Origin of the sequence: Pseudomonas sp. V98_8 (genome assembly GCF_029967975.1) — a bacterium.
GTDB classification, from domain to species: domain Bacteria; phylum Pseudomonadota; class Gammaproteobacteria; order Pseudomonadales; family Pseudomonadaceae; genus Aquipseudomonas; species Aquipseudomonas umsongensis.
This window is the reverse complement of the sequence record NZ_JASCAE010000076.1, coordinates 18,456-41,924: the sequence shown is the minus strand read 5'-3', so window position 1 is coordinate 41,924 and position 23,469 is coordinate 18,456. Positions and strand designations below refer to the sequence as shown.

The window sequence follows — 23,469 nt, the reverse complement described above, 5'->3', positions numbered from 1 at the left end:
GCTCTTGCTCTTGCTCTTGCTCTTGCTCTTGCTCTTGCTCTTGCTCTTGCTCTTGATATTAACTGTGCAAAACACTGTAGAAGTTATTACTCTGTGGCGTATACGCCACAAGATATCCATGCACAATTCAGATCAAAGGCTTTTGGGACTTTTTGCCCTGCCCCACTTCATTCACCAACTCGCCGGTAGGCAGTATTACTACTTCTAGGCATGCACCATGCCGATAGGCATTGGATACCGCTCTATACGTTAATAAAATAGAGGGGCAAAAAGCCACTTGCTCTTGCTCTTGCTCTTACTCTTGCTCTAAACCTTGCAGATATACCTTGTGGCGTTAGCCACGATTAATGACTGCAGGAAGGTTAGCGGTGACATAGTCGCAGGATATAAGTCAGTGCCAATGGGCACAGCTTCCCTTGCACAGTACTAAGCAAGATTAGGGGATGGGTTCACCCCATCTTCTCCCTGTGCTATGTACAGTTGTTATTTCGTGCCCTGAAGCACAGACAGGGGCATTACAAGAGGTAGCCTTAGGGGCCAGAGTGTCTTTGACGTTGCCGTCATCGTATATGCTCCGATCAGATAAAAAGCTTGCAAGGCTAATTTTCCTAGTTCCACCTACCACCTAAAGGCTAGAGGCGGAATTGATGCAGTCAAACAAGTAAGCACAACTCACAAAGCCGAGATAAATGCAACTATTTTTCCATGAATGTATTGACAATATGCACTTTACATGATACTATTTACTAGTAAATCGAGATACCCGCCAATACCTCTCGCAACACTAAAAACATCCCCGACTGCTACGACTCTGTTAGGACCACTCCTTTCCCGACCGAGTTGTTTTGCTCTGTTTCCGATCCAGACGCAGATGATCGGAAGTTGCATTTGAAAAGCTGTACCGGATAGTAGGCTTCGATTGGTTTAGCCAACTTCATGGTAATCCCTGGCCAGGGGTGCAGCGTAAACTGGCCGCCAATCCACAGATTTGCTTCGCAATGGAGCAATATTGCACTGACCCATAACAGTGCAACTAGGCAGTACCACTACCCCGTAATCTCATCCCGAGAGACGGGGTTTATTTTCCCGCAACAAACTCAACCAAACATACTATAGGTAACTAACATGGTTAATAAACGCCGACCGCTACGCCTTCACACCTGCTCGTCTTGCAGCCGCAACTTCTACAGCCGCTCTCCCCTTAGCCGCTTCTGCTCAGTGCAGTGTCAGGTACGAACCTGGAGAGCCAACAACAAAGCCACTCAGCAGGAACTAGAGCAGCAGTTCATCTCCCAGGAGCTTGAGAAACCTAGCCTCCCAGAACAAGGAGCTGCTTGATGGATAACAGCACATTGTGGCTCGAAGTAAGCAAGAGCAACGGAGCGATTTTATCTTACGTCCTGGAGCAACCAACCACTGCATCCGACAAGGTGGATTATGTCCAAGCGACTAAGGACGAATTGACGTACTTATCAGCCCTTGAGGATGCCGTGTTCGCCCCAGGCATGGTGGCAACTGTACGTGATCTACAAGAGCATAGAGCCCGCGTAAATGCGGCCATAAAGGCGAAGGCAACACCACCTACCAAGTCCGCTTCTAAGGCCCCAGAACAGCCCACCAAGGGCGATAGCAAGACTAGCAGCACCAACCCAAAGACAAATAACGAAAACGCCAAGGCAAGCCTTATAAGCGCCCTACGCAAGTACCGCTCACGCAAGTAAACCAAGGAAAACCGATATGAATATTACACCGCAATATAACTATGGCACTGACGTTGTCGAGTTCTTCAAACACGATGATGAAGCTTTACAGAACCTCATCGCACAGCGAGAGGTGGATTACTTTCGCCGTAGCGAATCCTTGCTCCACCCACAGATCGGGGTCCAGGTAAGTTGGTCTAGTGATCAGCCAATGGGTGTGGCTCTTAAGGACCTAACAGTATTATTGTTGAAAGGCTATAAAGTAGTAACAGCCTACTCCAAGCCTCTTGACTTCAACGTGCAACTTCGTAAGCCAGATTCTCTTATTGATTTTGATCTAATTGAAATCGCAGACCAGGCGAAGGCTGACTACGACGAAGAGCGACATGCCCGGAATGTGGAAGAAACGAAGCGCCAGATTGCTTTTACTGTAGCTCGGGAGATGCGGGAAGCAGAGGCAACAGCAGCCAAAGCTGCAGCAGATAGGTTGGCTGCTATCCAGGATGTCGCGCTGGCTGAACTGCTACAAGCGTACGCGCAACCAGCCAAGCCTAAGACCAAGAAGGGGGAAGAGGTCGTAGCGTGAGCCAAGAGAATCCCACAAGGCTGCTGGGTGTGAACTTCACGGACGATGAGTTCCACCTACTTAACGGCCACGCTCGCAAGCACAAGATGCCCCTTCGTGACTTCGTAGAATACATGATCCGCTTCTACATCAACTCAATGCAAAAGCAACAACCGGTCAAGGTGAAGTAATCGAGTATCTATTCCTCCTAGTTGGCCCAGCAACATCTAAAGGCACTTTGTGGCACGTCAAAGCCCCTATTTTCGGGGGCTCAGCCGTGAAAGGATCAAACAAAGCTCCCTCGACACGCGGTTCCCGCAGTCATGGCAGATTTCCTCACACGGGAGCGATCACAGCCTCACGATTCGCCGGATCGGCCTGCACTACACCCTAGCGGACTACGCCACTCAACAGCTTGCACCACACCCGGCGACCTACACGCCACTTACACAGTCGTTACACACCACCTGATCGGTTACCACGGCATGGCCAGTGGCGGCAGTCCGACCAGGGCGAGTCACCAGGCACCAGAGCGGCGGCACGAACCCGCTCACTTGGTTGGTCAGCCAAGGGCGAACCTACCATTTATCTATAGCTATCCGAGATGGCGATAAATAGGCGTGCGATCATATCAATCACCAATTGATTGGTAGTTAAACGATAGGTTATCATTAGACTATTGCGAATCATGACAAAGGATAAAAACCATGATCAAGGCCCATCTCTACCTTCGTGCTTCGACTAACTATCAGGACGCAGAGCGAGCTAAACAGTCCCTGCTGGACTTTGCCCAGGGCAAGAGCCTGCAAGTGGCAGGGATCTATTCAGAGAACATCAGCGGCACCAAGCTGGAGCGTCCTGAGTTGTCTCGCCTGCTGGCCTTGGCCTCGGCTGGTGATTTGCTGCTGGTGGAGTCGGTAGACCGCCTATCTCGCCTGACGATGGCTGAGTGGGATTCTCTGAAATCCACGATCAAATCTAAGGGGCTGCGTCTGGTTGTTGCTGATATGCCGACCACTCACGAGATGCTTACTCTGAAAGATGATGGTGACATTGGCACCCGCATAATGCGGGTTATCAATGAGATGCTAGTGGATCTCATGGCGACGATGGCCCGCCTAGATCAAGAGAAGCGGGTAGAGCGTATCAAGCAGGGATTAGATAGTAAGCGTGCCCGTGGTGAGAAGGTCGGGGGCAAGGGCCGCAACCAGAAGAAGTGGGATCAGGTAGCCGACCTGCTCAAACGTAACGGTAACACTATGGAAGAGATAGCAAAGCTGGCTGATGTGGGTATCGCCACTGTGTACCGGATCAAGAAGGAAATAGCTCTGTAAGCTCCCTTGAGGCGATTGCAGCGATTTTAGGCTGACATCCTTTTATCCCGTGGATATTCTAGATTTCTACCGCCTATGCGGCCCTCGGGAGCTTATACGGATTAAGCAGCCCGCCACACTAAGCAGAGTTTCACCAATCGCCAGATACGGCCTGTGATATTCCCGGCAAGGATTCACGACCAGAAGTTGCACAGGACAAGCTGCCGAAAAAAATTTTCAAGGTATCAGCGGATTCCAAAAAGCAGCTTACGACCGATAGAGAACGGCAAAAACAGCCCGTCAGATGTGCCTATAAAACCAGCCAGAACCGATTCAGAAGTCGCTCTGCTGACGATTCAATCTTATGATCGAAAGGCCAGCGAGATTTGTACGATCGTGGAAGGCCAGGAGCCAGAGCGGCTTGCCTAAGCTTTGAGAGTGCTAGCAAGGTCGATCTTCACCCTCGCGTTAATATTGAAGAATGTTTATGCGAATTAAGCGATTAGCGGCGACTCCTGCAGTAGACAATAACGATCGAGGGATCGAAACATGGATGTTAATGGGATAATGGAAAATAAAGTTGGCAAAGGACTGTCTTTTGCCAAACGAATCTACCTGCCACGCGTTATTGGCCTGGGGATTGGCATGCTGAGCGTACTGGCCGCCATTGCGCCGCTGGGACTGCCGGGATGGGTATGGGTACTGTTGCTTTTCAACGGCTTGGTTTGGCCGCATCTGGCTTATCAATTGGCCGCCCGTGCTAATGAGCCGTACCAGGCAGAGCGCCGCAACCTGCTCTACGACTCAGTTATGGGCGGGTTCTGGACCGCGACCATGCAGTTCAATCCGTTGCCTGCCGTTACCATCCTTTCGATGATGACGATGAACAACGTAGCTGCAGGTGGCCAGCGTTTATTCGTACAAGGCGCGTTGGCCCAAGTTGTCGGAATTCTGCTTGCGATATCACTGTTCGGCCCGCAGGTGCAACTTACCGTAAGCCCCCTACAGATTTACGCCTGCTTGCCGATGCTGACGTTCTACCCATTAGCACTGGGCTGGGTCTGTTATTGCCTGGCCATTAAGCTCGCCGACCACAAACGCCGTCTTAGCGCCCTGAGCTGTACCGATAGCCTCACCGGCCTGCTAAATCATGGGGCGTGGAAGGATTTGCTTTACCTGCAGTTTTTCACCTGCCGGCAGGAGAGCCTCGAAACGGTGATCGCGATTATTGATGTCGATCACTTCAAACAGATCAACGACACTTACGGCCATCTCGTTGGCGACAGCGTGCTACGCCAGCTGAGCGCCGAACTGAAGAAAAACCTTCGCAAAGGTGACATAGCCGGTCGCTGTGGAGGAGACGAGTTCTGTGTGATCCTGCCCAACAGCCCACTGAGCCAGGCCGGCGAAATTATGGAGAGACTACGAGGGGCAATGGGCAACTACCGCAATGAGCAACTGCCTGAGCTGCGAGTCAGCGTGAGTATCGGCTTGGCATCGTGGTGCAGTGCAATGAACGATGCCGCAGATTGGCTCAACGAAGCCGACAAGGCGCTGTATGCGGCCAAGAACAGTGGCCGCGACAAGATCCATTTCACCTTAGGCGACATCGTCAACACACCTTGAATCATCCTTCACCGGCATGGCGGCAGCGGTGCCCTTCTGCGAGTATCAACAGCCAGGCCCTGAGGTCACCAAGGAGCTACCTAAACTGACCATCTAGCGAATCAAAGCACCCACCTGTCGATTCCAATTCCGAAAGGCTTGATGTACTGGCCATATGCCGCTAAACCTTGTAGCGACGATCAGCATTTAGGTGATGAAATGGTATCGAGATTCGTTGTTGTTCCTGGGATACCAAAGGAAACGGGATCAGTACGTAATGGCTCCCGCTTTTACTCCACCATGGCGCCGTGCGGATACAACATCTACGACAACAAGGAAAAGACTCGACTACCCGAGTCATTCCCAACACGAATGGAAGCTGAGGCTGAGTGCGAAGCGAAAAACTCAGAGCAGCTATTCCACTCAATGTCCTGACTGCCGCACCAGAGACGATTTCAGAACTATTTAAGTCTTGCCCAAGAGTTTCTGGAACCTTACCCGTTAGCAGCTACTCACTCTAGTAGGCCGTATGTCTGAAAAGGTGGATTATGACGGCGAGCGAGGATCTGATTGATTGGAACGGCCGCTGGAAAATCACTAACGGCGTCGTGTCTTGCCGATCCTGCCAAGCACAGCAGAAAGAAATTGATCGTAGTGAAGCGTTCGTCCATTCCTCAGCTTGTGGCTACTCGGGACAAAGGCGTAACCCGTGGGATGACTTGGACGCGATCTGCAAAAAGTTCGGTGGAACCAGCTAGACCTTCATCAGTAAGCAACGCTCTATGACTGGCATTGCAGTGACAGCTTTGGATCGTTTTCAGCCGGTTGCCACAGACAGAAAACGGCCAGAAGCGGTCAATCACATGCACCAGAATACGTCACTACAGGCTTACGATTCGGTGAAGCGCTGATATAGGACTTTCAGCGCCTTTTGATACTCATCTCCAGTAAATCTGTACCTGATTTTACCGATAGCATCCGCCGCATCAATTACCGCTTGTGCGTCGTCTTGATCATTCTTCGCCGCCCACTCTCTCGCTGCCCTGATGACGGACACTTCAGTAATTTCCATGATTGTACTCGGCATAATTTTTAAGTCTGACGTTGCTACCTGCCGAACAGTTCAGCAGAAAAATTCCGCTGATGCGCTAACCGAAAATTGACCGTTGTGGACGTACGAGACTGTAAGAAAAGCTAAGGATTCAAAAGCGGTATTTTCACCACGAACTCGCTTCCCTTGCCTTCCCCCGCACTCATGCCAGTTACTGTTCCGCCATGGGCTTCAACCAACTCGCGCACCACCGTCAGACCAATACCCAAGCCTGCGCCATTGAAACCCACCGCGTGAACATCCTGGACAAACGGCTCAAAGATGAAGGGCAGTGCCTTGGGGGTGATACCAATGCCGGAATCCCGGATGCAAATTTGCAGCAGATTGGCTTCAACAGAAACTGCAAGTGCGACCGTGCCGCCCTTCGGCGTGTACTTGGCCGCGTTACCCAGCAGGTTACCGAGAATTTGCGTCAGCCGCACAGGATCGCCGTTCACCGCTAAACGAGATTCCAAGAGTTCTGAGCTAAAATTTAAGCCGTGAGCGAGCATGACCGGGGTACAGATTTCAATTGCCTCATTAATGATGTCAGCCATGTAGGCAACTTGGCAATTGAGGCGAAATTTTCCGGTGGTAGCGCGAGCAATGTCGAGTAAATCTTCCACCAATCGGGACATCTGCTGCACTTGGCCTTCAATCAATAGCTGCATGCGTGGCAATTCTTCGCGAGGAACCCTTACTAGCCGGCCAGCAATCATGCTTATGGGCGTCAGTGGATTTCGCAGTTCGTGGGCCACTTTAGAGAGGACGTTGCGCTGCTGCTCCAGTGCCTGCTCAGCTGCAACTTGTAAATCTTGGGCGCTAAGCGCTGCTATCACCAATTGCTCGTTGGCTTCACGCATCTCCAAGTACAGATGCTGTTCTGCCTGGGCGTTTTTCTGATCTTCAACATCCGACTGCGCCGATAAAATTGCCAGCACCAACTGTTGATTGGCCTCAATGAGTTGCTCGACTTGTACGCTATCAACAAGCTGGTTGCTAGCGTGGCTGAGTTCCTTATGCAACGCCGCGAGTACCGCACGAGCCGCGACCGTTTTTCGGCCAAGGAGGAACAGTTCGCGTGCAGCAGTGGCTACAGCCTGCTCATTCTTGCCGTTGGCCTCACTCATTGTTTTTCGCTCATCCGTCGACGTTGCTCAAACGCTGCCTTGTCGGTCGCCCACCGAGCAAACCTTCTTGCTCCGGCAGCATGTCGCCGATGTGCAGCCCGTTATCGTCTATAGAGTACTGACGTAACTCGTCAGAGTGCGCACTGGCTCGGACCTTGACCACGGCCATGATCCGCAGCAACCGGCTCTCCACTTCAATATAGCGCTGGACGATGATCGCATCGGTCAAAAAAGCCGTCCCGTAAGGGCTGAAACGCAGATCGGTGTAACGATCTTCCAGTTCCGACGTCATCAACACACTGACCCCTGAATGGGTCAACGCTGTGACCATACGCGACAGCGACTCACGGAAGTCCTCACGGAAGGTCGGCGCCACCGCCAGTTCGAAGCCGGACAGCGAATCAATAACCACACGGGTGGCTTTCAAGCGGGTAATCTCGCCAAGCAGCATTTGGACAATCTCGTCAATCGACAGATCGGGAGCGCGACTGTCTACCAGGCCGACCTTACCACTGCGAATCAAATCCGACAGGGTGGCATTCTGCGAGTGATTGGGTCGTTGCTCGAACACCGCGATCACGCCGGTTTCGCCATTCCGCGCCCCTTCGGCGAGGAACGTCGCGGCCAAAATGCTTTTGCCGGACCCCGACGGCCCGGCCACCAGCAACGAATACCCCCGAGGCAGGCCGCCGCCGAGCATTTCGTCAAGCTGCGCTACCCCCATCTTCAGGCGATTGATCGGCAACGCCTGCGGTAATTCCGCTGGGCTGAGTACTACGGGTGCAAACACCTTGATCCCGGGCGTCGCGATGCGGAAGGTGTGCAGGCCCGGCAGCGTCGGTTGACCGCGCATCTTCATGATTTCCAGTTTGCGCACCATCGAGTTGCGTTGAACGCTCTGACGCAGCCAGATCAGTCCATCGGCCACTGTGAAAATTGGGTTTGTATCGGTTTCCGTGAAGTACTCGCCGATTAGGAAGGTCGTCGCCTGCCAGGTTGTCATCAACATCCCCAACTGCTGAACGAACTGCGGCAGGTTGTTGTTGGGGTTGTCCTGGGTCTGGCTGGCCAGCACCACAGAGCGGAACGAATCGACGAATACCAGCGCCGGCGAGTGCGTTTCGACCTCGCTGACGATGCGCCGCAAAACCTCATCTAGGTCCCCGGCCAGGGTGTCGTCGGCCAGGTTGATATAGCGGATCGAGTGGTTGATCGCCTCGCTGTCGAAGAAGTCGAATTGCTGCTGATAGCGCAGCATCTTCAGTGGCGGTTCACCGAGCACGGTAAAGAACAGCGCCGGGCGTTCGGGCGTCGCAAGGTTGAACATTATCTGATGTGCCAGTGTGGTCTTGCCGCAACCGGGCGGGCCGGCGATCAGATTGAACGAAAATTCCGGCAATCCTCCGCCTAGCACCTCGTCCAGTCCTGGCACGCCGGTGGCCAGGCGGTTGATAGTCACTTTGGTGCTCATGGCGAATTTTCCTGCAAGGGGGAGTCGCTCAAAGAAGGTTCCCACACGCCACTCAGCAAACGTGCGGTGAGCGAGGGTCCGATCAGCGTGGTCAGAAGCTCGTAGAGGGTGGTCAGCAACACTTCACCGAAAAACAGCGCATCGATGTCAGTCTGCTCGACGATTACGGATTTGAGGGCAATCAGGTCCATCGCGGCCGGCAGACTTTCATAGGTGCCGGCGAGGCGCGGATGGGCAGAGGCGCACAAATGCAAACTGCGCCGGTAAAGTGCGACAAACCCATGCTGGCCAATAATCGGCGTCAGGGCTGCGTCCATAGCCTGCAATATCGCAGCAATCGCTTCGGCGATGCTTGCAGTGTCAGCATTGGGACCAATACGGTGCGCCAGAGAAGCTACGATCCGGCGGCTCTCTTCGCTAAGCGTGGACATGGCTGGCTGATTTTGATGAGCAGAGTCTGATAGTACACCCTATAGCGAGCTATCTAGGTCTCATCTGGCGCAGGATTATCATTTCGGTCATTTGAGTCGCGGAATGGGCCTTTTGCAGAACAATCTGATTGGCTGCTTTGGGTCGTTTTCTGCCCGTCGCGAGGAGCAGAAAACGGCTAGGAGCCGCGGTCAGGATTGATCTCGGCTGGGTTGGTGACGGTGTCACCGTCACGAGCGAAAATAGGGGCCAGTCAGGCGCCGCCCTCCGCGACCGGGTACGGCAGCTTGTTGATTTTTCTCAAAGTTAGAGGCTCCAGATATCGTTTAATATCTGAGACGAACCAGAGAGCGGTGTCTGTAATGCTAGAAGTTGGCGCGTATACGCTGACGTGTCCAAATTGCGGCGCTGATCTTCAGCCTGCCGTGCATCGGTTCGCCTCGTTTAAAGATTTACTCAGATTGAAGTGTTTCGAGTGCGGACTGGATGTCACTGGCGACGAGATTCTTCAACTTTATGACTCTCTTGAGTATCAGCTCAGGCAATTCAGACCAAGGAAATAGGCACATCATGTATTACTGCTACCTGCATCAATCCCCGCCTTAGCGAGCTCATGGACCTGTCGCGACCATTTTTCAGTGACGACAATTTCAGGTCGCGACACATAGCTGCCACTAGCGAAAGGCAGCGATGGATCGTCTTCTGCCGTTGATCCAAAGGAGGCTTGCTGGTCGAATCGGTCCACAGAACTGGTCAGATCAATCGCAAGCAAGGCCCCTGAGCAATCACCCACCCAGCCCCAGCCAGCGGCAACATGATCTAGGCTTCCCGCATCATCACTCAAGGACGATACCTATGTCAGATAACCAAGATGCGAAGATCGCAACAGCGGATGCCCTGACGTTGCTCCTGCACAACCAGCACGCCATATGTGCGGCCATTGAAGAGATGACGAAGTGGCTAGCTGAGAATGGAATGGGGCTTGCCGCCGCCAACGCAATGGCGGCTATGGAAACGCTGGACACCAATGCTCAATGCATCACAGACGCCATCATGCGGATACGCCAGTCGTAGCCCCTCGCCTTCTAACAGAGCAAAGCGCTGGGCCTGATCTACTTTCCGCCAGCGAGTCTTGATCCCATCTAGAACTGCACCATTTTTGTGGTGGAGGTGGACTGAGTCCAGTGGAAAGCGGTTTGGTTAACCTTGGATGGGAATCTCGATAGCCATCTTGGTCGTACCTTTGAGGAATTCACGGTCCTCACAAATTATGTCGAAGCCGATGTATTCAATGCCCACCATTTGCTCGATAAGTTCCGATTGCGTCCGAACGTCTGTAACAACCGTGGCAGCACCCGTCCCTTGCAAGGCGGCTCGGAACCTTTCGTATCCGGTGTAAGCGCCATAACCATTCTTGGCGTTCAACTGTCCGCAGATATGCTGTTGTTGCCAATCAAGCCTCAAGTCTTTGAACAACACTGCGTCAGGGTCTTTGTACCTTGCAGCAATGCTCTTTTTTTGCCGCATTCGCCACCGTCAGTAAGCGTTGTTCTTCTGAGTCTTGGCATCCTGCGAGTGCTAGCAGGCAGGCAGAGATAGCGAAAACCGTTTTCATAGTCGCGTTCCGATGCGAGTTAAAGGCGGCATCCTACCGCGCGCTATGGCTGCTTGCCATCACTCCACACCCTTAATGTAGAGGAAGAGTTTCACCCCAGGAACGGACGCTTACGGCGTTCACATTGCCCAGTGTGAACGAACCCGTTATTTTGTGAACGTTCTGCATAAATCCTGGACAACAAAAAAGGGCCCACCTTTCGGTGAGCCCTTCCAGACCGCCCAGCAGAGCGGATTTTGTTTGGTAGGCGCGATTGGACTCGAACCAACGACCCCCACCATGTCAAGGTGGTGCTCTAACCAACTGAGCTACGTGCCTGCTGTGAGGCGGCATTCTACGGAATTCCGGGAGGGTGTCAACACCTTTTTTCGAGCTAACCCTATGAATATGCAAAATATTTAATTTTGCTGCGGCGAAGAAGATTTTCCGGTGGCTGGCGGCGGTTTTTCAACTCGGGTAGGATCGACGCAATCGTTAAATTTATTAAACAGAGGCTACAGGATGGCGAACACCCCTTACCCAGAGTCCTATTACGCCGCATCGGCCAATGCGGTGCCGCCGCGCCCGTCTTTGCAAGGCGAGGTCGAGACTGATGTCTGCGTGATCGGCGCCGGTTACACCGGACTGTCCTCGGCGTTGTTCCTACTGGAGCACGGTTTTCGGGTGACGGTGCTGGAAGCGGCCAAGGTGGGTTTCGGTGCGTCGGGGCGCAACGGTGGGCAAATCGTTAACAGCTACAGCCGCGATATCGATGTGATCGAGCGCAGTGTCGGCCCCCGGCAGGCCCAGATGCTGGGGCAGATGGCGTTCGAAGGTGGGCGGATCATTCGTGATCGGGTGGCCAGGTACAACATCCAATGCGATTTGAAGGACGGCGGCGTGTTTGCCGCCATCACCGCCAAACAGATGGGCCACCTGGAATCCCAGAAGCGTTTGTGGGAACGATTCGGGCACACGCAGTTGGAGTTGCTCGACCAGCGCCGCATTCGCGAGGTCGTGGCGTGCGATCAATACATCGGTGGCATGCTCGATATGAGTGGCGGGCACATCCATCCGCTCAACCTGGCGCTGGGCGAAGCGGCGGCCGTGGAGTCGTTGGGCGGCACCATTCATGAGCAGTCGCCGGCAGTGCGCATCGAACGCGGAGCCAGCCCGGTCGTCCACACGCCGCAGGGCAAAGTCAGGGCCAAGTTCATTATCGTGGCGGGCAACGCCTACCTGGGCAACCTGGTTCCGGAGCTGGCGGCCAAATCGATGCCTTGCGGCACCCAGGTGATTACCACCGAGCCCTTGGGCGAAGAGTTGGCGAAAAGCCTGCTGCCCCAGGACTATTGCGTCGAAGACTGCAACTACCTGCTCGACTATTACCGCCTCAGCGGCGACAAGCGCCTGATTTTCGGCGGCGGCGTGGTGTATGGCGCACGGGACCCGGCGAACATCGAAGCAATCATACGTCCGAAGATGCTCAAGGCGTTCCCGCAGCTCAAGGATGTGAAAATCGACTACGCCTGGACCGGAAATTTCCTGCTCACCCTGTCGCGTCTTCCTCAGGTCGGAAGACTGGGCGACAACATTTATTACTCCCAGGGCTGCAGCGGCCACGGCGTCACCTACACGCACCTGGCGGGCAAGGTCCTGGCCGAGGCATTGCGCGGTCAGGCGGAACGTTTCGACGCCTTTGCCGACCTGCCCCACTATCCGTTCCCGGGGGGACAACTGTTGCGCACCCCGTTTGCTGCGCTGGGTGCGTGGTACTACGGATTGCGCGACAAACTCGGGTTCTGATGCGCCCAAAAAAAATGCCCGTATCTGCTGATACGGGCATTTTTTATCTGCTCACAAAGCCGTTACCCAGCGATGGCGCGGTCCGCCGACAGTTTGCCAGCCCCTTCGATCAGCACCGCGATGCTGCCACCGAGCAACGCCAGGGCGAATTCATAGCCGTTGTTGGCCATGAACAGGCCGTTGCTGATATGAACCGTAAAGATCGCCACCAGTGAAAGGAAGGTCAGGCCCAATGCTGCCGGACGTACCAGCAAGCCGATGATCAATGCCAGGCCGCCGAAGAACTCGGTACCGCCCGCCAGCGTCGCCATCAGGTAGCCCGGTGTCAGGCCGATGCTTTCCATGTACTGCGCGGTGCCCGCCAGGCCATAGCCACCCAATGCCCCGAAGAGTTTTTGCGAACCGTGGGCGGCGAAGATGATGCCGACGACAATCCGCAAAACGGTCAGGCCGTAGCCAGCGCGGGTAAACAGTACCTTGTTGATCAGTGTGCTCATGCTGTGTCATCCCTAAAGAGTGTGTGTTGGTTGGCCGCTATATTAATCAGTAAATCTCATGTTAAAAGCGCAAAAAATCCGCCATAACAATCAGTTTATTCGATCATTTACGAAGGGCAACTTTTTGCCCCTGGGGCTCCAACGACTCCCGCTCCCGATCGAACGCCAGGTAATACTTGTTCACGCTATTAACATAGCTGACAGGTCCCATTCCCACCTGCTCCATGGCGATGCGCTCCACCTGGAAAAACCACTGGTTGGGGTTCAACCCGCGACGCCTGGCTTCCGCGCGCATCCCTTGCACCCGCTCCGGGCCGATGTTGTAGGCCGCCAGCACAAAGGCCATGCGCTCGCGCTCATTGAGCTTGGGACTGGCAAAGAACTTGCGGCGGATCATCGCCAGGTACTTGGCCCCGGCCTGCACATTGGCATCGAGTTCATGGATGTTGCTGACGCCCACCCGCTGCGCCGCTGACGGTGTGATCTGCATCAGGCCGGTTGGCGCACCGCCACTGCGTGCCGAAGGCTGCAGGCCGGACTCCTTGAACGCCAGCGCCGCCAGGTTCAGCCAGTCCATGTCCTGGGCGCTTGCATGTTTCTGCAACACCGGCCGCAGCTTTTCCAGGCGCTGGCGGTCAGCCTTGGCCAGGGGATAGTGGACCTGGTACTGGCGTCGATAGATCCGCAGGAACGCGGCATCCTGGTCCGACGGCTTTTTATAGCCTGCCAGGAAACGATCGATGCTGGCGCGCAGCATTGACGCATCGCGGCGCACGAACCAGAACTCTTCGCCTGGCTCGCTGATGAGCACCTGGCGATCGACCCGCAATTTCGGCAGGATCTTGCCCCAGCGCTCGGCGATTGGTTGCTCGACGATGGTCAGGTGAAATATCCCGCCCTGGACCATCTCCAGCACATCCTCGACCGCCAGGCTCGGGTCGACCCACTCGATCTTGACCGGCGGCAATTTGTGCAGCGCCAACTTCTGATTGATCTGGTTGATGGCGTCACCGGCGGCGCTGCCGTTGGGCAACGCCAGGGTTTTACCCGACAGTTGTTCAAGACGGGTATAGCGACGTTCGCCCTTGATCCCCACCAGCACCAACGGGATGTTACTGGCCACCGGCTCACTGCTGCTGACGGCGAAGCCTGGCTGCAAGTCCAGCAACTCGCCGGGAGCCACAAGGTCGCCCTCCCCACGCTGCAATGCGCCGAGCAGTTGATCCTTGGCTCTGGGAATGATCTTGAGGGTGATTTCCTGGCCGTCGCGGGCGTGACCGTTGAGGTATTGCTCGAAAGCACGCAAGCGATGGTATTCGACGCCGATGGCCTGGCCCTGGACTTCGCCGGAGCTGTTACGGCTCTGGTTGACCAGCACGCGCAGCACACGGCTGCTGCGGATGTCCGTCAGGTCACGCACCTTGGTCGCCGGTACGGCTTGCAGCGGCCCGGGCAGACGCGCAACCGCCGACATCGGCAGCAGCAGCGAGCAACACAGCAGTAGCAAAACCGAGGGACGAATCATCCACTCTCCGCAAAGAATTCAGGTCGACTGCATGAATGGCTTCACGCAATCAAGCGACAGAAACAGAGCGCCCTGAAGCGCTGGCAACGCGCGAAAGACTGGCTTAATGATGGCAGTGCCACCACCCAGACTTCTTCGCGGCATTAAGAGACAGCGATAACCTGTTGTAGTTCTTGGCTTTTCTTATAAATCCCGGGCTCTGGTATGCTTTGCGGCCCTGGGCCCGAGGTAGCACCATGCAACTCATCGATATCGGCGTCAACCTGACCAACCCCAGTTTTGCCGACAAGCACCAGGCTGTACTGGACCGCGCCTATGCCGCCGGGGTCTGCCAATTGGTGCTCACCGGCACCAGTGTCGAGGGCAGTGAGCAGGCACTGGAGTTGTGCCTGCAACTGGACGAAACAGCGCAACGGCTGTTCGCCACCGCCGGCGTTCATCCCCACGCGGCCAGCGACTGGAATGCCGACAGCGCGCGTCGCCTGCGCAGCCTGCTGAAGGAAGCGAACATCGTGGCGATCGGTGAATGCGGCCTGGATTTCAACCGCGATTTTTCACCGCGCGCACAACAGGAGAAAGTCCTCGAAGAACACCTGGCGCTGGCGGTAGAACTGCAAATGCCAGTGTTCCTGCACGAACGCGATGCGAGCCAGCGGCTGCTGGAGATCCTGCGCGACTACCGCGATCAATTGCCGGCCGCCGTGGTGCATTGCTTCACCGGCGAAAAGAAAGCCCTGTTCAGTTACCTGGACATGGATTTGCACATCGGCATCACCGGCTGGATTTGCGATGAGCGCCGGGGTACGCATTTGCACCCGCTGGTCAAGGAGATCACGCGTGGGCGGTTGATGCTGGAGAGCGATGCGCCATACCTGTTACCGCGCAGTCTTCGCCCCAAACCGAAAAACGGTCGCAACGAGCCGGCGTATTTGACGGAAGTCTTGCGTGAGGTGGCCTTGCACCGCGGGGAAAGCCAGGAAGACCTGGCCGCCCACAGTACGGCGTGCGCGCGGGCGTTCTACGGGCTGCCCAGCGTGGATTGAGTGCGGGCCCGAACCGGGCCCGCTTCAGATGCCGTCCTAGTGACTGCTGCGCAACATTTCCTTGGGCACGTACTTGCCGATCTCGAACTTGCCGATGGCCGCGCGGTGCACTTCATCCGGACCATCCGCCAGGCGCAGGGTGCGTTGCATGGCATACATATAGGCCAGCGGGAAATCGTTGGACACCCCTGCCCCGCCATGGATCTGGATAGCCCGGTCGATCACGCGCAACGCCACGTTTGGCGCCACTACTTTGATCTGCGCGATTTCACTCTTCGCCACTTTGTTGCCGACGGTGTCCATCATGTACGCCGCCTTGAGCGTCAGCAGGCGAGCCATGTCGATCTCCATCCGCGAATCGGCGATCTTGTCGATGTTGCCGCCAAGGCGCGCCAGGGGTTTGCCGAACGCGGTACGGTTCACCGAGCGTTTGCACATCAGCTCCAGCGCACGCTCCGCCATGCCGATAGAACGCATGCAGTGGTGAATCCGGCCCGGGCCAAGACGACCCTGGGCAATTTCGAAGCCGCGCCCTTCACCCAACAGGACGTTTTCGTACGGCACCCGGACATTTTCAAACAGCACTTCAGCATGGCCGTGAGGTGCATCGTCATAGCCGAACACGGGCAACGGACGCACGATCTTCACGCCAGGGGTGTCCACCGGAACCAGAATCATCGAGTGCTGCGCATGGCGCGGTGCGTCGGGGTTGCTCAGGCCCATGAAGATCAGGATCTTGCAACGCGGATCGCACGCGCCGGAGGTCCACCATTTCTTGCCGTTGATGACCCATTCGTCACCCTGGCGCTCGGCACGGGCGGCCATGTTGGTGGCGTCGGAGGACGCAACGTCTGGTTCGGTCATGGCGAACGCTGAGCGAATCTCACCGCGCAACAAGGGTTCGAGCCAGCGTTGTTTCTGTTCTTCGTTGGCGTAGCGCACCAGTACTTCCATGTTGCCAGTGTCTGGCGCCGAGCAGTTGAACGGCTCAGGCCCCAGCAGCGAACGCCCCATGATTTCCGCCAGCGGAGCGTATTCAAGGTTGGTCAGGCCAGCGCCGAGCTCGGACTCAGGCAGAAACAAATTCCACAGGCCTTGAGCCTTTGCCTTGAGTTTAAGTTCTTCCATGATCGCGGTCGGCTGCCAGCGGTCGCCCTCGGCGACCTGACGCTCGAATACCGCTTCGGCGGGATAGACATAGGTGTCCATGAACGCGGTCACGCGCTCACGCAGTTCTTGCACCTTGGGCGAATAAGCGAAATCCATGGGCAGCTACCTTCTTGCGGGAGGTTGTTTAGGTCATGCAATCGATGCTAGAACAGCCATGAAAATTTACCTAGCCTATTCTCGGCGTGTATAAACATTCATCACCGATATATGATCGACTGATAGCCAAGGCTACCGTCCACACAATAAGAGAGCCGCGTAAATGAATCTGAGCAAGGTCGACCTCAACCTTTTTATCGTCTTCGACGCGATCTACACCGAAGCCAACCTGACCCGTGCTGGCCAGATCGTCGGGATTACCCAACCTGCGGTGTCCAACGCGCTGGCCCGGCTGCGCGAGACCTTCAACGATCCATTGTTCGTGCGCACCGCCCAAGGCATGGTGCCAACACCCATGGCGCAAAACATTATCGGCCCGGTGCGCAACGCGCTGTCACTGCTGCGCGTTTCGGTACAGGAAAGCCGCATCTTCAATCCATTGCAGGCGGTCAAGACCTACCGCATCAGCATGACCGACCTCACTGAAGCCGTGATCCTTCCACCGCTGTTCCAGCGCCTGCGCCGCCTTGCGCCGACGGTCATCATCGAAAGCTTTTTGTCCAAGCGCCGCGAGACCACCAAGGAACTGGCCGCGGGCCGACTCGACTTCGCCGTGGATGCACCGCTCAACACCGACCCGCAGGTGCGTCACGTCAAGTTGATGGAGGATCGCTACGTGTGCGCCATGCGCAAAGGGCACCCGCTGGCGGGCAAGGAAAAATTCACCCTCGATGATTACCTGGGACTGACCCACATCCACATTTCCAGCCGTCGCAGCGGCCTGGGTTATGTCGACCTGGCCCTCGGCAAAATGGGCATCCAGCGCAAGATCGCCCTGCGCTCCCAGCATTACCTGATGGCCTCGCAGGTGCTGCAGCAGACCGACATGGTCATGACCGTGCCGGAACGCTTCGCGCGCCGCAACGATTTGCACGCCTTTTATCTGCCGGTCAACGATGTGCCCCCGGTGGAAACCCACCTTTACTGGCACGAAAGCACTGACCAGGACCCGGCGAACCGCTGGATGCGCGAGCAGATGATCGAGTTGTGCCAGCAGGTGACGGCGCAGGAGCGGAAGCTGGAGAAGGTGTAGGACGCTGGACCGCAGCGTCTTCTTCGCGAGCAGGCTCGCTCCCACATTGGATCTCCAGTGAACACAATAATTTGTGTCAGCCAGCGATCCCCTGTGGGAGCGAGCCTGCTCGCGATGGGGCCAGCAAGGACACTGGAAAACCCTGCCCCTTGACGTAAACGTCAACCTGCCATTAGCTTAGCGCCATGACCTTTTGCGAGCGCGCCCATGAGCAGCCAGACCTACAGCATTTCCGACCTCGCCCGTGAGCTCGACATCACCACCCGGGCCATTCGCTTCTATGAAGAACAAGGTTTGCTCAGCCCCGAGCGACGTGGCCAGGAACGCATCTACTCACCCCGCGACAAGGTCAGCCTGAAGTTGATCCTGCGGGGCAAGCGTATCGGCTTTTCCCTGGCCGAGTGCCGCGAGCTGATCGAGCTCTACGATCCTTCCAGCGGTAACACCAAGCAACTGCACAGCATGCTGGCGAAAATCACCGAGCGTCGAGAACAGTTGGAACAGCAGATGCTGGATATCGAGCAGATGAAGCTGGAGCTTGATACGGCTGAAGAGCGCTGTGTGCAGGCGCTGGAACAAACCCTCAAGAATCAGGAATCGGTTCAATAGATCCACACAAATCGAATGTGGGAGCGGGCTTGCTCGCGAATGCGATTTGTCATTCAACATTGATGTGGGCTGAACTGACGTATTCGCGAGCAAGCCCGCTCCCACATTAGCTCACCGCTCACCCAATACTTCAGGTGATTCTTATGTCCCTACCTACCCACGTACGCATTGTCGAAGTCGGCCCTCGCGACGGTTTGCAAAACGAAGCCCAACCCATCAGCGTTGCCGACAAGGTGCAGTTGGTCGACGCACTGACGGCGGCGGGCCTTGGCTATATAGAAGTCGGCAGTTTCGTCTCGCCCAAGTGGGTGCCGCAGATGGCGGGTTCCGCCGAGGTGTTCGCGCAGATCCAGCGTAAACCCGGCGTGACCTATGGCGCTCTCGCCCCCAACCTGCGCGGCTTTGAAGATGCCCTTGCCTGCGGGGTCAAGGAAGTCGCGGTGTTCGCCGCGGCGTCGGAAGCGTTTTCCCAGCGCAACATCAACTGCTCGATCAGTGAAAGCCTGGAGCGATTCGTCCCCATCATGGAGGCCGCCAAGCAGCATGGCGTCAGCGTGCGCGGCTACGTGTCCTGCGTGCTGGGCTGCCCCTATGAAGGTGACGTCGCACCCGAGCAAGTTGCACGGGTCGCACGGGAGCTCTATGCCATGGGCTGTTACGAGGTGTCGCTGGGCGACACCATCGGCACCGGCACCGCGGGCGCCACGCGCAAGATGTTCGACGTGGTGTCGGCCGATGTGCCACGGGACAAACTGGCCGGGCACTTCCACGACACCTACGGCCAGGCCATGGCCAATATCTACGCCAGCCTGCTGGAAGGCATCTCGGTGTTCGACAGCTCCATCGCTGGCCTCGGTGGCTGCCCATATGCCAAGGGCGCCAGCGGCAACGTCGCCACCGAGGACGTGGTTTACCTGCTTAACGGCCTCGGGATCGAAACCGGAATCGACCTGGATGCGCTGATCCAGGCGGGCCAGCAAATTTGTACCGTGCTGGGGCGCCCCACCGGCTCCCGTGTGGCGAAGGCGCGCAGCGCACAGTAAGTGTGCGGGTGTGTCGAGGTGTTACCGCAGACACGAAAGCGTGGGCACAAGCGAGTAACACGGAAACAAAATGTAGGGTTTTCCCTGAGGCCGAAAACCCTAGAAAAACCTAAGTTGCTGTTTTTAAAGGATTTTTAAAAGTTGGCACGGCTTCTGCTATATCTATCGCATAACAAGAATAAAAAAATTGCGGCAAACCCAATAAAAACAAGACGTAACGACTCTGACATAACAAAAACAACACGGCAGAGACGCAGCTAACAGATTTTTTTGGAGAGGATGTGCTTTTCAGGGTGCTTTTCGAAGTTACCCGCAACCGGGCAGAGAACAATAAAACTACCTTCAGGTAGCTCCCGAACTGGTTGGATCGCTAAGCGAAAAAGTAGATCAGCGCTCAAAAAAATACGTTTGCTCTTGATCCCGGATGGGGATCGACAAAAACAGCGGTAAAGGGCCACGGTTACCAAAAACAAAAACAAACCGCCCCTCAATAATAAAAAAAGAGCACGCGCAACGAAAATTAAAGGGGAGCTTCGGCTCCCCTTTGTGCTGTCTGGCATTCACGATTTCACCGCCCCTTGTAGGAGCGAGCATGCTCGCTCCTACAGGTTAATCATCAGCCCTGCTTGCTACGCAGCTCCTCGATGCTGATCTCGCGCATGCGGAATTTCTGGATCTTGCCGGTCACGGTCATTGGAAACTCGTCCACGAACTTGAAGTACCGCGGTGTCTTGAAGTGCGCGATGCGCTCCTTGCACCAGGCTTGCAGCTCCTGCTCGGTGGCACTATGGCCGGGGTGGAACTTGATCCAGGCAACGATCTCTTCGCCATAACGCGAACAAGGAATGCCGATCACCTGCACATCGGCCACCGCCGGGTGGGTGAAGAAGAACTCTTCCAGCTCGCGCGGATAAATGTTCTCGCCACCACGAATGATCATGTCCTTGTTGCGCCCGGCGATGCACACGTACCCCTCTTCATTCATGCTTGCCAGGTCACCGGTGTGCATCCAGCCGGCCTGGTCGATGGCTTCCGCCGTACCTTGCGGGTTGTTCCAGTAGCCGAGCATCACACTGTAGCCGCGAGTACAGAGCTCACCGATGGTGCCACGGGGCACCAGATTGCCCGCTTCGTCGATGATCTTGCTTTCCAGCTGTGGCTGGGTACGGCCGACAGTGGTCACACGCAACTCGAGGTCGTCCGAGGGACCTGTCTGCAAGGACACCGGGCTGGTTTCCGTCATGCCATAGGCAATCTGCACTTCGCTCATGTGCATTTCATTGATCACCCGGCGCATGACCTCGATAGGGCAGGTCGCCCCGGCCATGATCCCGGTGCGCAGGCTCGACAGGTCGAATTCGGCGCGTTGTGGCTGGTCGAGCATGGCGATGAACATGGTTGGCACACCGTAGAGCGCGGTGGCTTTTTCTTCGGCGACAGTGCGCAGGGTCAGCAGCGGGTCGAACGCGTCGTTGGGGTAAATCATGGTGCTGCCATGGGTGATGCAACCGAGGTTGCCCATGACCATGCCGAAGCAGTGGTACAACGGCACCGGGATCACCAGCCGGTCGACGGCGCTCAGGCCCAGGCTTTCGCCGACCATATAGCCATTATTGAGAATGTTGTAGTGGCTGAGGGTCGCGCCCTTGGGGAAGCCGGTCGTACCGGAGGTGTACTGGATGTTCACCGCCTGATCGAAGTGCAAGCTGACTTGGCGTTCATGCAATTGCTCGACCGATACGCTGTCCGCCAGCCCGATCAGTTGCGACCAGGGCAGGAAACCCTTCGGCGGCTGCGCGTCGAGGCTGATCACACCGCGCAGTTCCGGCAGGCGTTCACTGTGCAATTGGCCGACGACTTGCTCCGCCAGCTCCGGCACCAGGCCCTGCAGCATGGCGTGATAATCGGAGGTCTTGAAAGCCCCGGCGCTGACCAGCCATTGGCAACCGGACTGCTTCAACACGTATTCGAGTTCGGAACTGCGATAGGCTGGGTTGATGTTGACCAGGATCACGCCAATTTTCGCGGTGGCCACCTGTGTAATGCACCACTGGGCACAGTTAGGCGCCCAGATGCCGAGGCGGTCGCCGGCCTGCAGGCCCAGCGCCAATAACGCCCGGGCATGCAGGTCCACCGCATCGGCCAATTGTCGCCAGGTGTAGCGCAGCTGTTGATGGCGCACGACCAGCGCTTCCCCGTCGGGGTACTTTGCCACGGTGTTGTCGAACGCCTGGCCGATGGTCATCGCCAGCAAGGCTTTGTCCTGGGAACCACGGGTGTAACTGCGTTGCGGGCTTGCACTGGGTTGATCCATGACGACCCCTATTGTCTTTATTGATGGGCTACCGACGGATACCTGTAGGAGCGTCGACCGGCTGCTCCTACAGGAACCTGCCTCTACTCTCGCTCAAGTTGACGTTAACGTAAAGGGCGATTGACAGCCATTCGTCACAGGTTTACGTTAACGTAAAGGTGAGAGCCAAAGCACTGCCCTCCCCGCCCAACAAAAAAGCCAAAAGGTGACCCATGAGCTACCCATCCCTGAACTTTGCCCTCGGTGAAACCATCGACATGCTGCGCGATCAGGTCCAGTCCTTCGTCGCCAAGGAGATCGCCCCGCGCGCCGCTCAGATCGACATCGACAACCTGTTCCCCGCTGACCTGTGGCGTAAATTCGGCGACATGGGCCTGCTGGGCATTACCGTGCCGGAAGAGTACGGCGGTGCCGGCCTGGGCTACCTGGCGCACGTGGTTGCGATGGAAGAAATCAGCCGCGGCTCGGCCTCTGTAGCCCTGTCGTACGGCGCGCATTCCAACCTCTGCGTCAACCAGATCAACCGCAATGGCAACCACGAACAGAAATCCAAGTACCTGCCCAAACTGATCAGCGGCGAACACATCGGCGCCCTGGCCATGAGTGAGCCGAACGCCGGTTCCGACGTGGTCTCGATGAAGCTGCGTGCCGACAAGCGCGGCGATCACTACGTGCTCAACGGCAGCAAGACCTGGATCACCAACGGTCCGGACGCCAACACCTACGTGATCTACGCCAAGACCGACCTGGAAAAAGGCCCTCACGGCATCACCGCCTTCATCGTCGAGCGCGACTGGAAAGGCTTCAGCCGCAGCAACAAGTTTGACAAGCTCGGCATGCGCGGCTCCAACACCTGCGAGCTGTTCTTCGATGACGTCGAAGTGCCAGAAGAAAACATCCTCGGCGTACTTAACGGCGGCGTGAAGGTGCTGATGAGCGGCCTCGACTACGAACGCGTCGTGCTTTCAGGCGGCCCGACCGGGATCATGCAGGCCTGCATGGACCTGATCGTGCCGTACATCCACGACCGCAAGCAGTTCGGCCAGAGCATCGGCGAGTTCCAACTGATCCAGGGCAAGGTTGCCGACATGTACACCCAGCTCAACGCCAGTCGCGCCTATCTTTATGCCGTCGCCCAGGCCTGCGAGCGTGGCGAAACCACCCGCAAGGACGCCGCCGGCGTGATCCTCTACAGCGCCGAGCGCGCCACGCAAATGGCCCTCGACGCGATCCAGATTCTCGGAGGCAACGGCTATATCAACGAATTCCCGGCCGGTCGCCTGCTGCGTGACGCCAAGCTGTACGAAATCGGCGCGGGTACCAGTGAGATCCGCCGCATGCTGATCGGCCGCGAACTGTTCAACGAAACCCGCTAA

24 protein-coding genes and 1 tRNA gene are annotated in these 23,469 nt (G+C 56.3%); 13 read left to right on the top strand and 12 right to left on the bottom strand.

Annotated elements, in window-relative coordinates:
• The 6 genes from QLG10_RS23260 to QLG10_RS23235 all read left to right on the top strand — a co-directional run.
• On the top strand, positions 1-189 hold a 189-nt coding region (locus QLG10_RS23260), incomplete at its 5' end, for a hypothetical protein (protein ID WP_282488114.1).
• Between the two features lie 1,148 nt (positions 190-1,337).
• Entirely contained in the window at positions 1,338-1,721 is a 384-nt protein-coding gene (locus tag QLG10_RS23255; protein ID WP_282488113.1) for a hypothetical protein, read from the top strand.
• Positions 1,722-1,737: 16 nt separating this feature from the next.
• The gene (locus QLG10_RS23250; protein WP_282488112.1) at positions 1,738-2,286 is read left to right on the top strand and encodes a hypothetical protein; all 549 of its coding nucleotides are present in this window, start codon (positions 1,738-1,740) and stop codon (positions 2,284-2,286) included.
• Complete coding sequence (locus QLG10_RS23245) at positions 2,283-2,456, top strand: hypothetical protein (protein WP_282488111.1); 174 nt, start codon at positions 2,283-2,285, stop codon at positions 2,454-2,456. The genes QLG10_RS23250 and QLG10_RS23245 overlap by 4 nt, the downstream gene beginning before the upstream one ends.
• A gap of 519 nt (positions 2,457-2,975) precedes the next feature.
• A complete protein-coding gene (locus tag QLG10_RS23240; RefSeq protein WP_282488116.1) occupies positions 2,976-3,599 on the top strand; it encodes a recombinase family protein in 624 nt (207 codons plus the stop codon).
• Positions 3,600-4,145: 546 nt separating this feature from the next.
• Positions 4,146-5,204, top strand: coding sequence for a diguanylate cyclase (locus QLG10_RS23235; RefSeq protein WP_282488110.1), 1,059 nt, complete (start codon positions 4,146-4,148; stop codon positions 5,202-5,204).
• 868 nt (positions 5,205-6,072) lie between these two features.
• Here the strand turns inward: QLG10_RS23235 and QLG10_RS23230 are convergent.
• The 5 genes from QLG10_RS23230 to QLG10_RS23210 all read right to left on the bottom strand — a co-directional run bounded on the left by QLG10_RS23230 (position 6,073) and on the right by QLG10_RS23210 (position 10,147).
• On the bottom strand, positions 6,073-6,255 hold the full coding sequence (locus tag QLG10_RS23230; protein ID WP_282488109.1) for a hypothetical protein: 183 nt from the start codon (positions 6,253-6,255) through the stop codon (positions 6,073-6,075).
• 122 nt (positions 6,256-6,377) lie between these two features.
• On the bottom strand, positions 6,378-7,403 hold the full coding sequence (locus QLG10_RS23225; RefSeq protein ID WP_282488108.1) for a HAMP domain-containing sensor histidine kinase: 1,026 nt from the start codon (positions 7,401-7,403) through the stop codon (positions 6,378-6,380).
• A 10-nt stretch (positions 7,404-7,413) separates the two neighbouring features.
• Positions 7,414-8,874, bottom strand: coding sequence for an ATPase domain-containing protein (locus QLG10_RS23220; protein ID WP_282488107.1), 1,461 nt, complete (start codon positions 8,872-8,874; stop codon positions 7,414-7,416).
• Complete coding sequence (locus QLG10_RS23215) at positions 8,871-9,305, bottom strand: hypothetical protein (RefSeq protein ID WP_282488106.1); 435 nt, start codon at positions 9,303-9,305, stop codon at positions 8,871-8,873. The genes QLG10_RS23220 and QLG10_RS23215 overlap by 4 nt, the downstream gene beginning before the upstream one ends.
• 566 nt (positions 9,306-9,871) lie before the next feature.
• Positions 9,872-10,147 carry a hypothetical protein gene (locus QLG10_RS23210; protein WP_282488105.1) on the bottom strand — a complete coding sequence of 92 codons (276 nt, stop codon included), beginning with the start codon at positions 10,145-10,147 and terminating at the stop codon, positions 9,872-9,874.
• Between the two features lie 11 nt (positions 10,148-10,158).
• Here QLG10_RS23210 and QLG10_RS23205 point away from each other — a divergent pair, with 11 nt between their 5' ends.
• The gene (locus QLG10_RS23205) at positions 10,159-10,377 is read left to right on the top strand and encodes a hypothetical protein (RefSeq protein ID WP_282488104.1); all 219 of its coding nucleotides are present in this window, start codon (positions 10,159-10,161) and stop codon (positions 10,375-10,377) included.
• A 126-nt stretch (positions 10,378-10,503) separates the two neighbouring features.
• Here the strand turns inward: QLG10_RS23205 and QLG10_RS23200 are convergent, their stop codons facing one another.
• Together QLG10_RS23200 and QLG10_RS23195 are read right to left on the bottom strand one after the other, a co-directional pair.
• A complete protein-coding gene (locus QLG10_RS23200; RefSeq protein ID WP_282488103.1) occupies positions 10,504-10,830 on the bottom strand; it encodes a hypothetical protein in 327 nt (108 codons plus the stop codon).
• 329 nt (positions 10,831-11,159) lie between these two features.
• Positions 11,160-11,236 (bottom strand) — tRNA-Val (locus QLG10_RS23195).
• A gap of 183 nt (positions 11,237-11,419) precedes the next feature.
• On the opposite strand from QLG10_RS23195, the gene QLG10_RS23190 reads away from it, so the two are divergent.
• Positions 11,420-12,703, top strand: coding sequence for an FAD-binding oxidoreductase (locus tag QLG10_RS23190; protein WP_110753898.1), 1,284 nt, complete (start codon positions 11,420-11,422; stop codon positions 12,701-12,703).
• Between the two features lie 62 nt (positions 12,704-12,765).
• Here QLG10_RS23190 and QLG10_RS23185 read toward each other — a convergent pair whose 3' ends face one another.
• On the bottom strand, positions 12,766-13,200 hold the full coding sequence (locus tag QLG10_RS23185) for a DoxX family protein (RefSeq protein ID WP_020800379.1): 435 nt from the start codon (positions 13,198-13,200) through the stop codon (positions 12,766-12,768).
• A gap of 103 nt (positions 13,201-13,303) precedes the next feature.
• The gene (locus QLG10_RS23180) at positions 13,304-14,725 is read right to left on the bottom strand and encodes a transglycosylase SLT domain-containing protein (protein WP_110753900.1); all 1,422 of its coding nucleotides are present in this window, start codon (positions 14,723-14,725) and stop codon (positions 13,304-13,306) included.
• 236 nt (positions 14,726-14,961) lie between these two features.
• Here QLG10_RS23180 and QLG10_RS23175 point away from each other — a divergent pair, with 236 nt between their 5' ends.
• A complete protein-coding gene (locus QLG10_RS23175; protein WP_188263583.1) occupies positions 14,962-15,768 on the top strand; it encodes a TatD family hydrolase in 807 nt (268 codons plus the stop codon).
• 36 nt (positions 15,769-15,804) lie between these two features.
• Here the strand turns inward: QLG10_RS23175 and QLG10_RS23170 are convergent, their stop codons facing one another.
• On the bottom strand, positions 15,805-17,034 hold the full coding sequence (locus QLG10_RS23170) for an acyl-CoA dehydrogenase (protein WP_033041303.1): 1,230 nt from the start codon (positions 17,032-17,034) through the stop codon (positions 15,805-15,807).
• A gap of 163 nt (positions 17,035-17,197) precedes the next feature.
• Here QLG10_RS23170 and QLG10_RS23165 point away from each other — a divergent pair, with 163 nt between their 5' ends.
• The 3 genes from QLG10_RS23165 (at position 17,198) to QLG10_RS23155 (ending at position 19,779) form a co-directional block, all read left to right on the top strand.
• Entirely contained in the window at positions 17,198-18,127 is a 930-nt protein-coding gene (locus QLG10_RS23165; protein ID WP_110753905.1) for a LysR family transcriptional regulator, read from the top strand.
• 207 nt (positions 18,128-18,334) lie between these two features.
• On the top strand, positions 18,335-18,736 hold the full coding sequence (locus tag QLG10_RS23160) for a MerR family DNA-binding transcriptional regulator (protein WP_110753907.1): 402 nt from the start codon (positions 18,335-18,337) through the stop codon (positions 18,734-18,736).
• A gap of 143 nt (positions 18,737-18,879) precedes the next feature.
• Positions 18,880-19,779 carry a hydroxymethylglutaryl-CoA lyase gene (locus QLG10_RS23155; protein ID WP_188263584.1) on the top strand — a complete coding sequence of 300 codons (900 nt, stop codon included), beginning with the start codon at positions 18,880-18,882 and terminating at the stop codon, positions 19,777-19,779.
• A gap of 387 nt (positions 19,780-20,166) precedes the next feature.
• On the opposite strand, the gene QLG10_RS23150 is transcribed toward QLG10_RS23155, so the two are convergent.
• Together QLG10_RS23150 and QLG10_RS23145 are read right to left on the bottom strand one after the other, a co-directional pair.
• The gene (locus QLG10_RS23150) at positions 20,167-20,373 is read right to left on the bottom strand and encodes a hypothetical protein (RefSeq protein WP_158539265.1); all 207 of its coding nucleotides are present in this window, start codon (positions 20,371-20,373) and stop codon (positions 20,167-20,169) included.
• A gap of 22 nt (positions 20,374-20,395) precedes the next feature.
• Positions 20,396-22,093, bottom strand: a complete 1,698-nt coding sequence (locus tag QLG10_RS23145; protein WP_282488102.1) for an AMP-binding protein — start codon at positions 22,091-22,093, stop codon at positions 20,396-20,398.
• Positions 22,094-22,305: 212 nt separating this feature from the next.
• Here QLG10_RS23145 and QLG10_RS23140 point away from each other — a divergent pair, with 212 nt between their 5' ends.
• Positions 22,306-23,469, top strand: a complete 1,164-nt coding sequence (locus QLG10_RS23140) for an isovaleryl-CoA dehydrogenase (protein ID WP_008031893.1) — start codon at positions 22,306-22,308, stop codon at positions 23,467-23,469.

Excerpts from the sequence above, each read along its gene's own strand:
- QLG10_RS23205 (WP_282488104.1), top strand. The coding sequence starts at position 10,159 with ATGTCAGATAACCAAGATGCGAAGATCGCAACAGCGGATGCCCTGACG.
- QLG10_RS23150 (WP_158539265.1), bottom strand. The coding sequence starts at position 20,373 with ATGCTCGCTCCTACAAGGGGCGGTGAAATCGTGAATGCCAGACAGCAC.
- QLG10_RS23225 (WP_282488108.1), bottom strand. The coding sequence starts at position 7,403 with ATGAGTGAGGCCAACGGCAAGAATGAGCAGGCTGTAGCCACTGCTGCA.
- QLG10_RS23200 (WP_282488103.1), bottom strand. The coding sequence starts at position 10,830 with ATGCGGCAAAAAAAGAGCATTGCTGCAAGGTACAAAGACCCTGACGCA.
- QLG10_RS23255 (WP_282488113.1), top strand. The coding sequence starts at position 1,338 with ATGGATAACAGCACATTGTGGCTCGAAGTAAGCAAGAGCAACGGAGCG.
- QLG10_RS23140 (WP_008031893.1), top strand. The coding sequence starts at position 22,306 with ATGAGCTACCCATCCCTGAACTTTGCCCTCGGTGAAACCATCGACATG.
- QLG10_RS23220 (WP_282488107.1), bottom strand. The coding sequence starts at position 8,874 with ATGAGCACCAAAGTGACTATCAACCGCCTGGCCACCGGCGTGCCAGGA.
- QLG10_RS23155 (WP_188263584.1), top strand. The coding sequence starts at position 18,880 with ATGTCCCTACCTACCCACGTACGCATTGTCGAAGTCGGCCCTCGCGAC.
- QLG10_RS23215 (WP_282488106.1), bottom strand. The coding sequence starts at position 9,305 with ATGTCCACGCTTAGCGAAGAGAGCCGCCGGATCGTAGCTTCTCTGGCG.
- QLG10_RS23175 (WP_188263583.1), top strand. The coding sequence starts at position 14,962 with ATGCAACTCATCGATATCGGCGTCAACCTGACCAACCCCAGTTTTGCC.
- QLG10_RS23180 (WP_110753900.1), bottom strand. The coding sequence starts at position 14,725 with ATGATTCGTCCCTCGGTTTTGCTACTGCTGTGTTGCTCGCTGCTGCTG.
- QLG10_RS23165 (WP_110753905.1), top strand. The coding sequence starts at position 17,198 with ATGAATCTGAGCAAGGTCGACCTCAACCTTTTTATCGTCTTCGACGCG.
- QLG10_RS23160 (WP_110753907.1), top strand. The coding sequence starts at position 18,335 with ATGAGCAGCCAGACCTACAGCATTTCCGACCTCGCCCGTGAGCTCGAC.
- QLG10_RS23250 (WP_282488112.1), top strand. The coding sequence starts at position 1,738 with ATGAATATTACACCGCAATATAACTATGGCACTGACGTTGTCGAGTTC.
- QLG10_RS23185 (WP_020800379.1), bottom strand. The coding sequence starts at position 13,200 with ATGAGCACACTGATCAACAAGGTACTGTTTACCCGCGCTGGCTACGGC.
- QLG10_RS23145 (WP_282488102.1), bottom strand. The coding sequence starts at position 22,093 with ATGGATCAACCCAGTGCAAGCCCGCAACGCAGTTACACCCGTGGTTCC.
- QLG10_RS23170 (WP_033041303.1), bottom strand. The coding sequence starts at position 17,034 with ATGGATTTCGCTTATTCGCCCAAGGTGCAAGAACTGCGTGAGCGCGTG.
- QLG10_RS23230 (WP_282488109.1), bottom strand. The coding sequence starts at position 6,255 with ATGGAAATTACTGAAGTGTCCGTCATCAGGGCAGCGAGAGAGTGGGCG.
- QLG10_RS23190 (WP_110753898.1), top strand. The coding sequence starts at position 11,420 with ATGGCGAACACCCCTTACCCAGAGTCCTATTACGCCGCATCGGCCAAT.
- QLG10_RS23235 (WP_282488110.1), top strand. The coding sequence starts at position 4,146 with ATGGAAAATAAAGTTGGCAAAGGACTGTCTTTTGCCAAACGAATCTAC.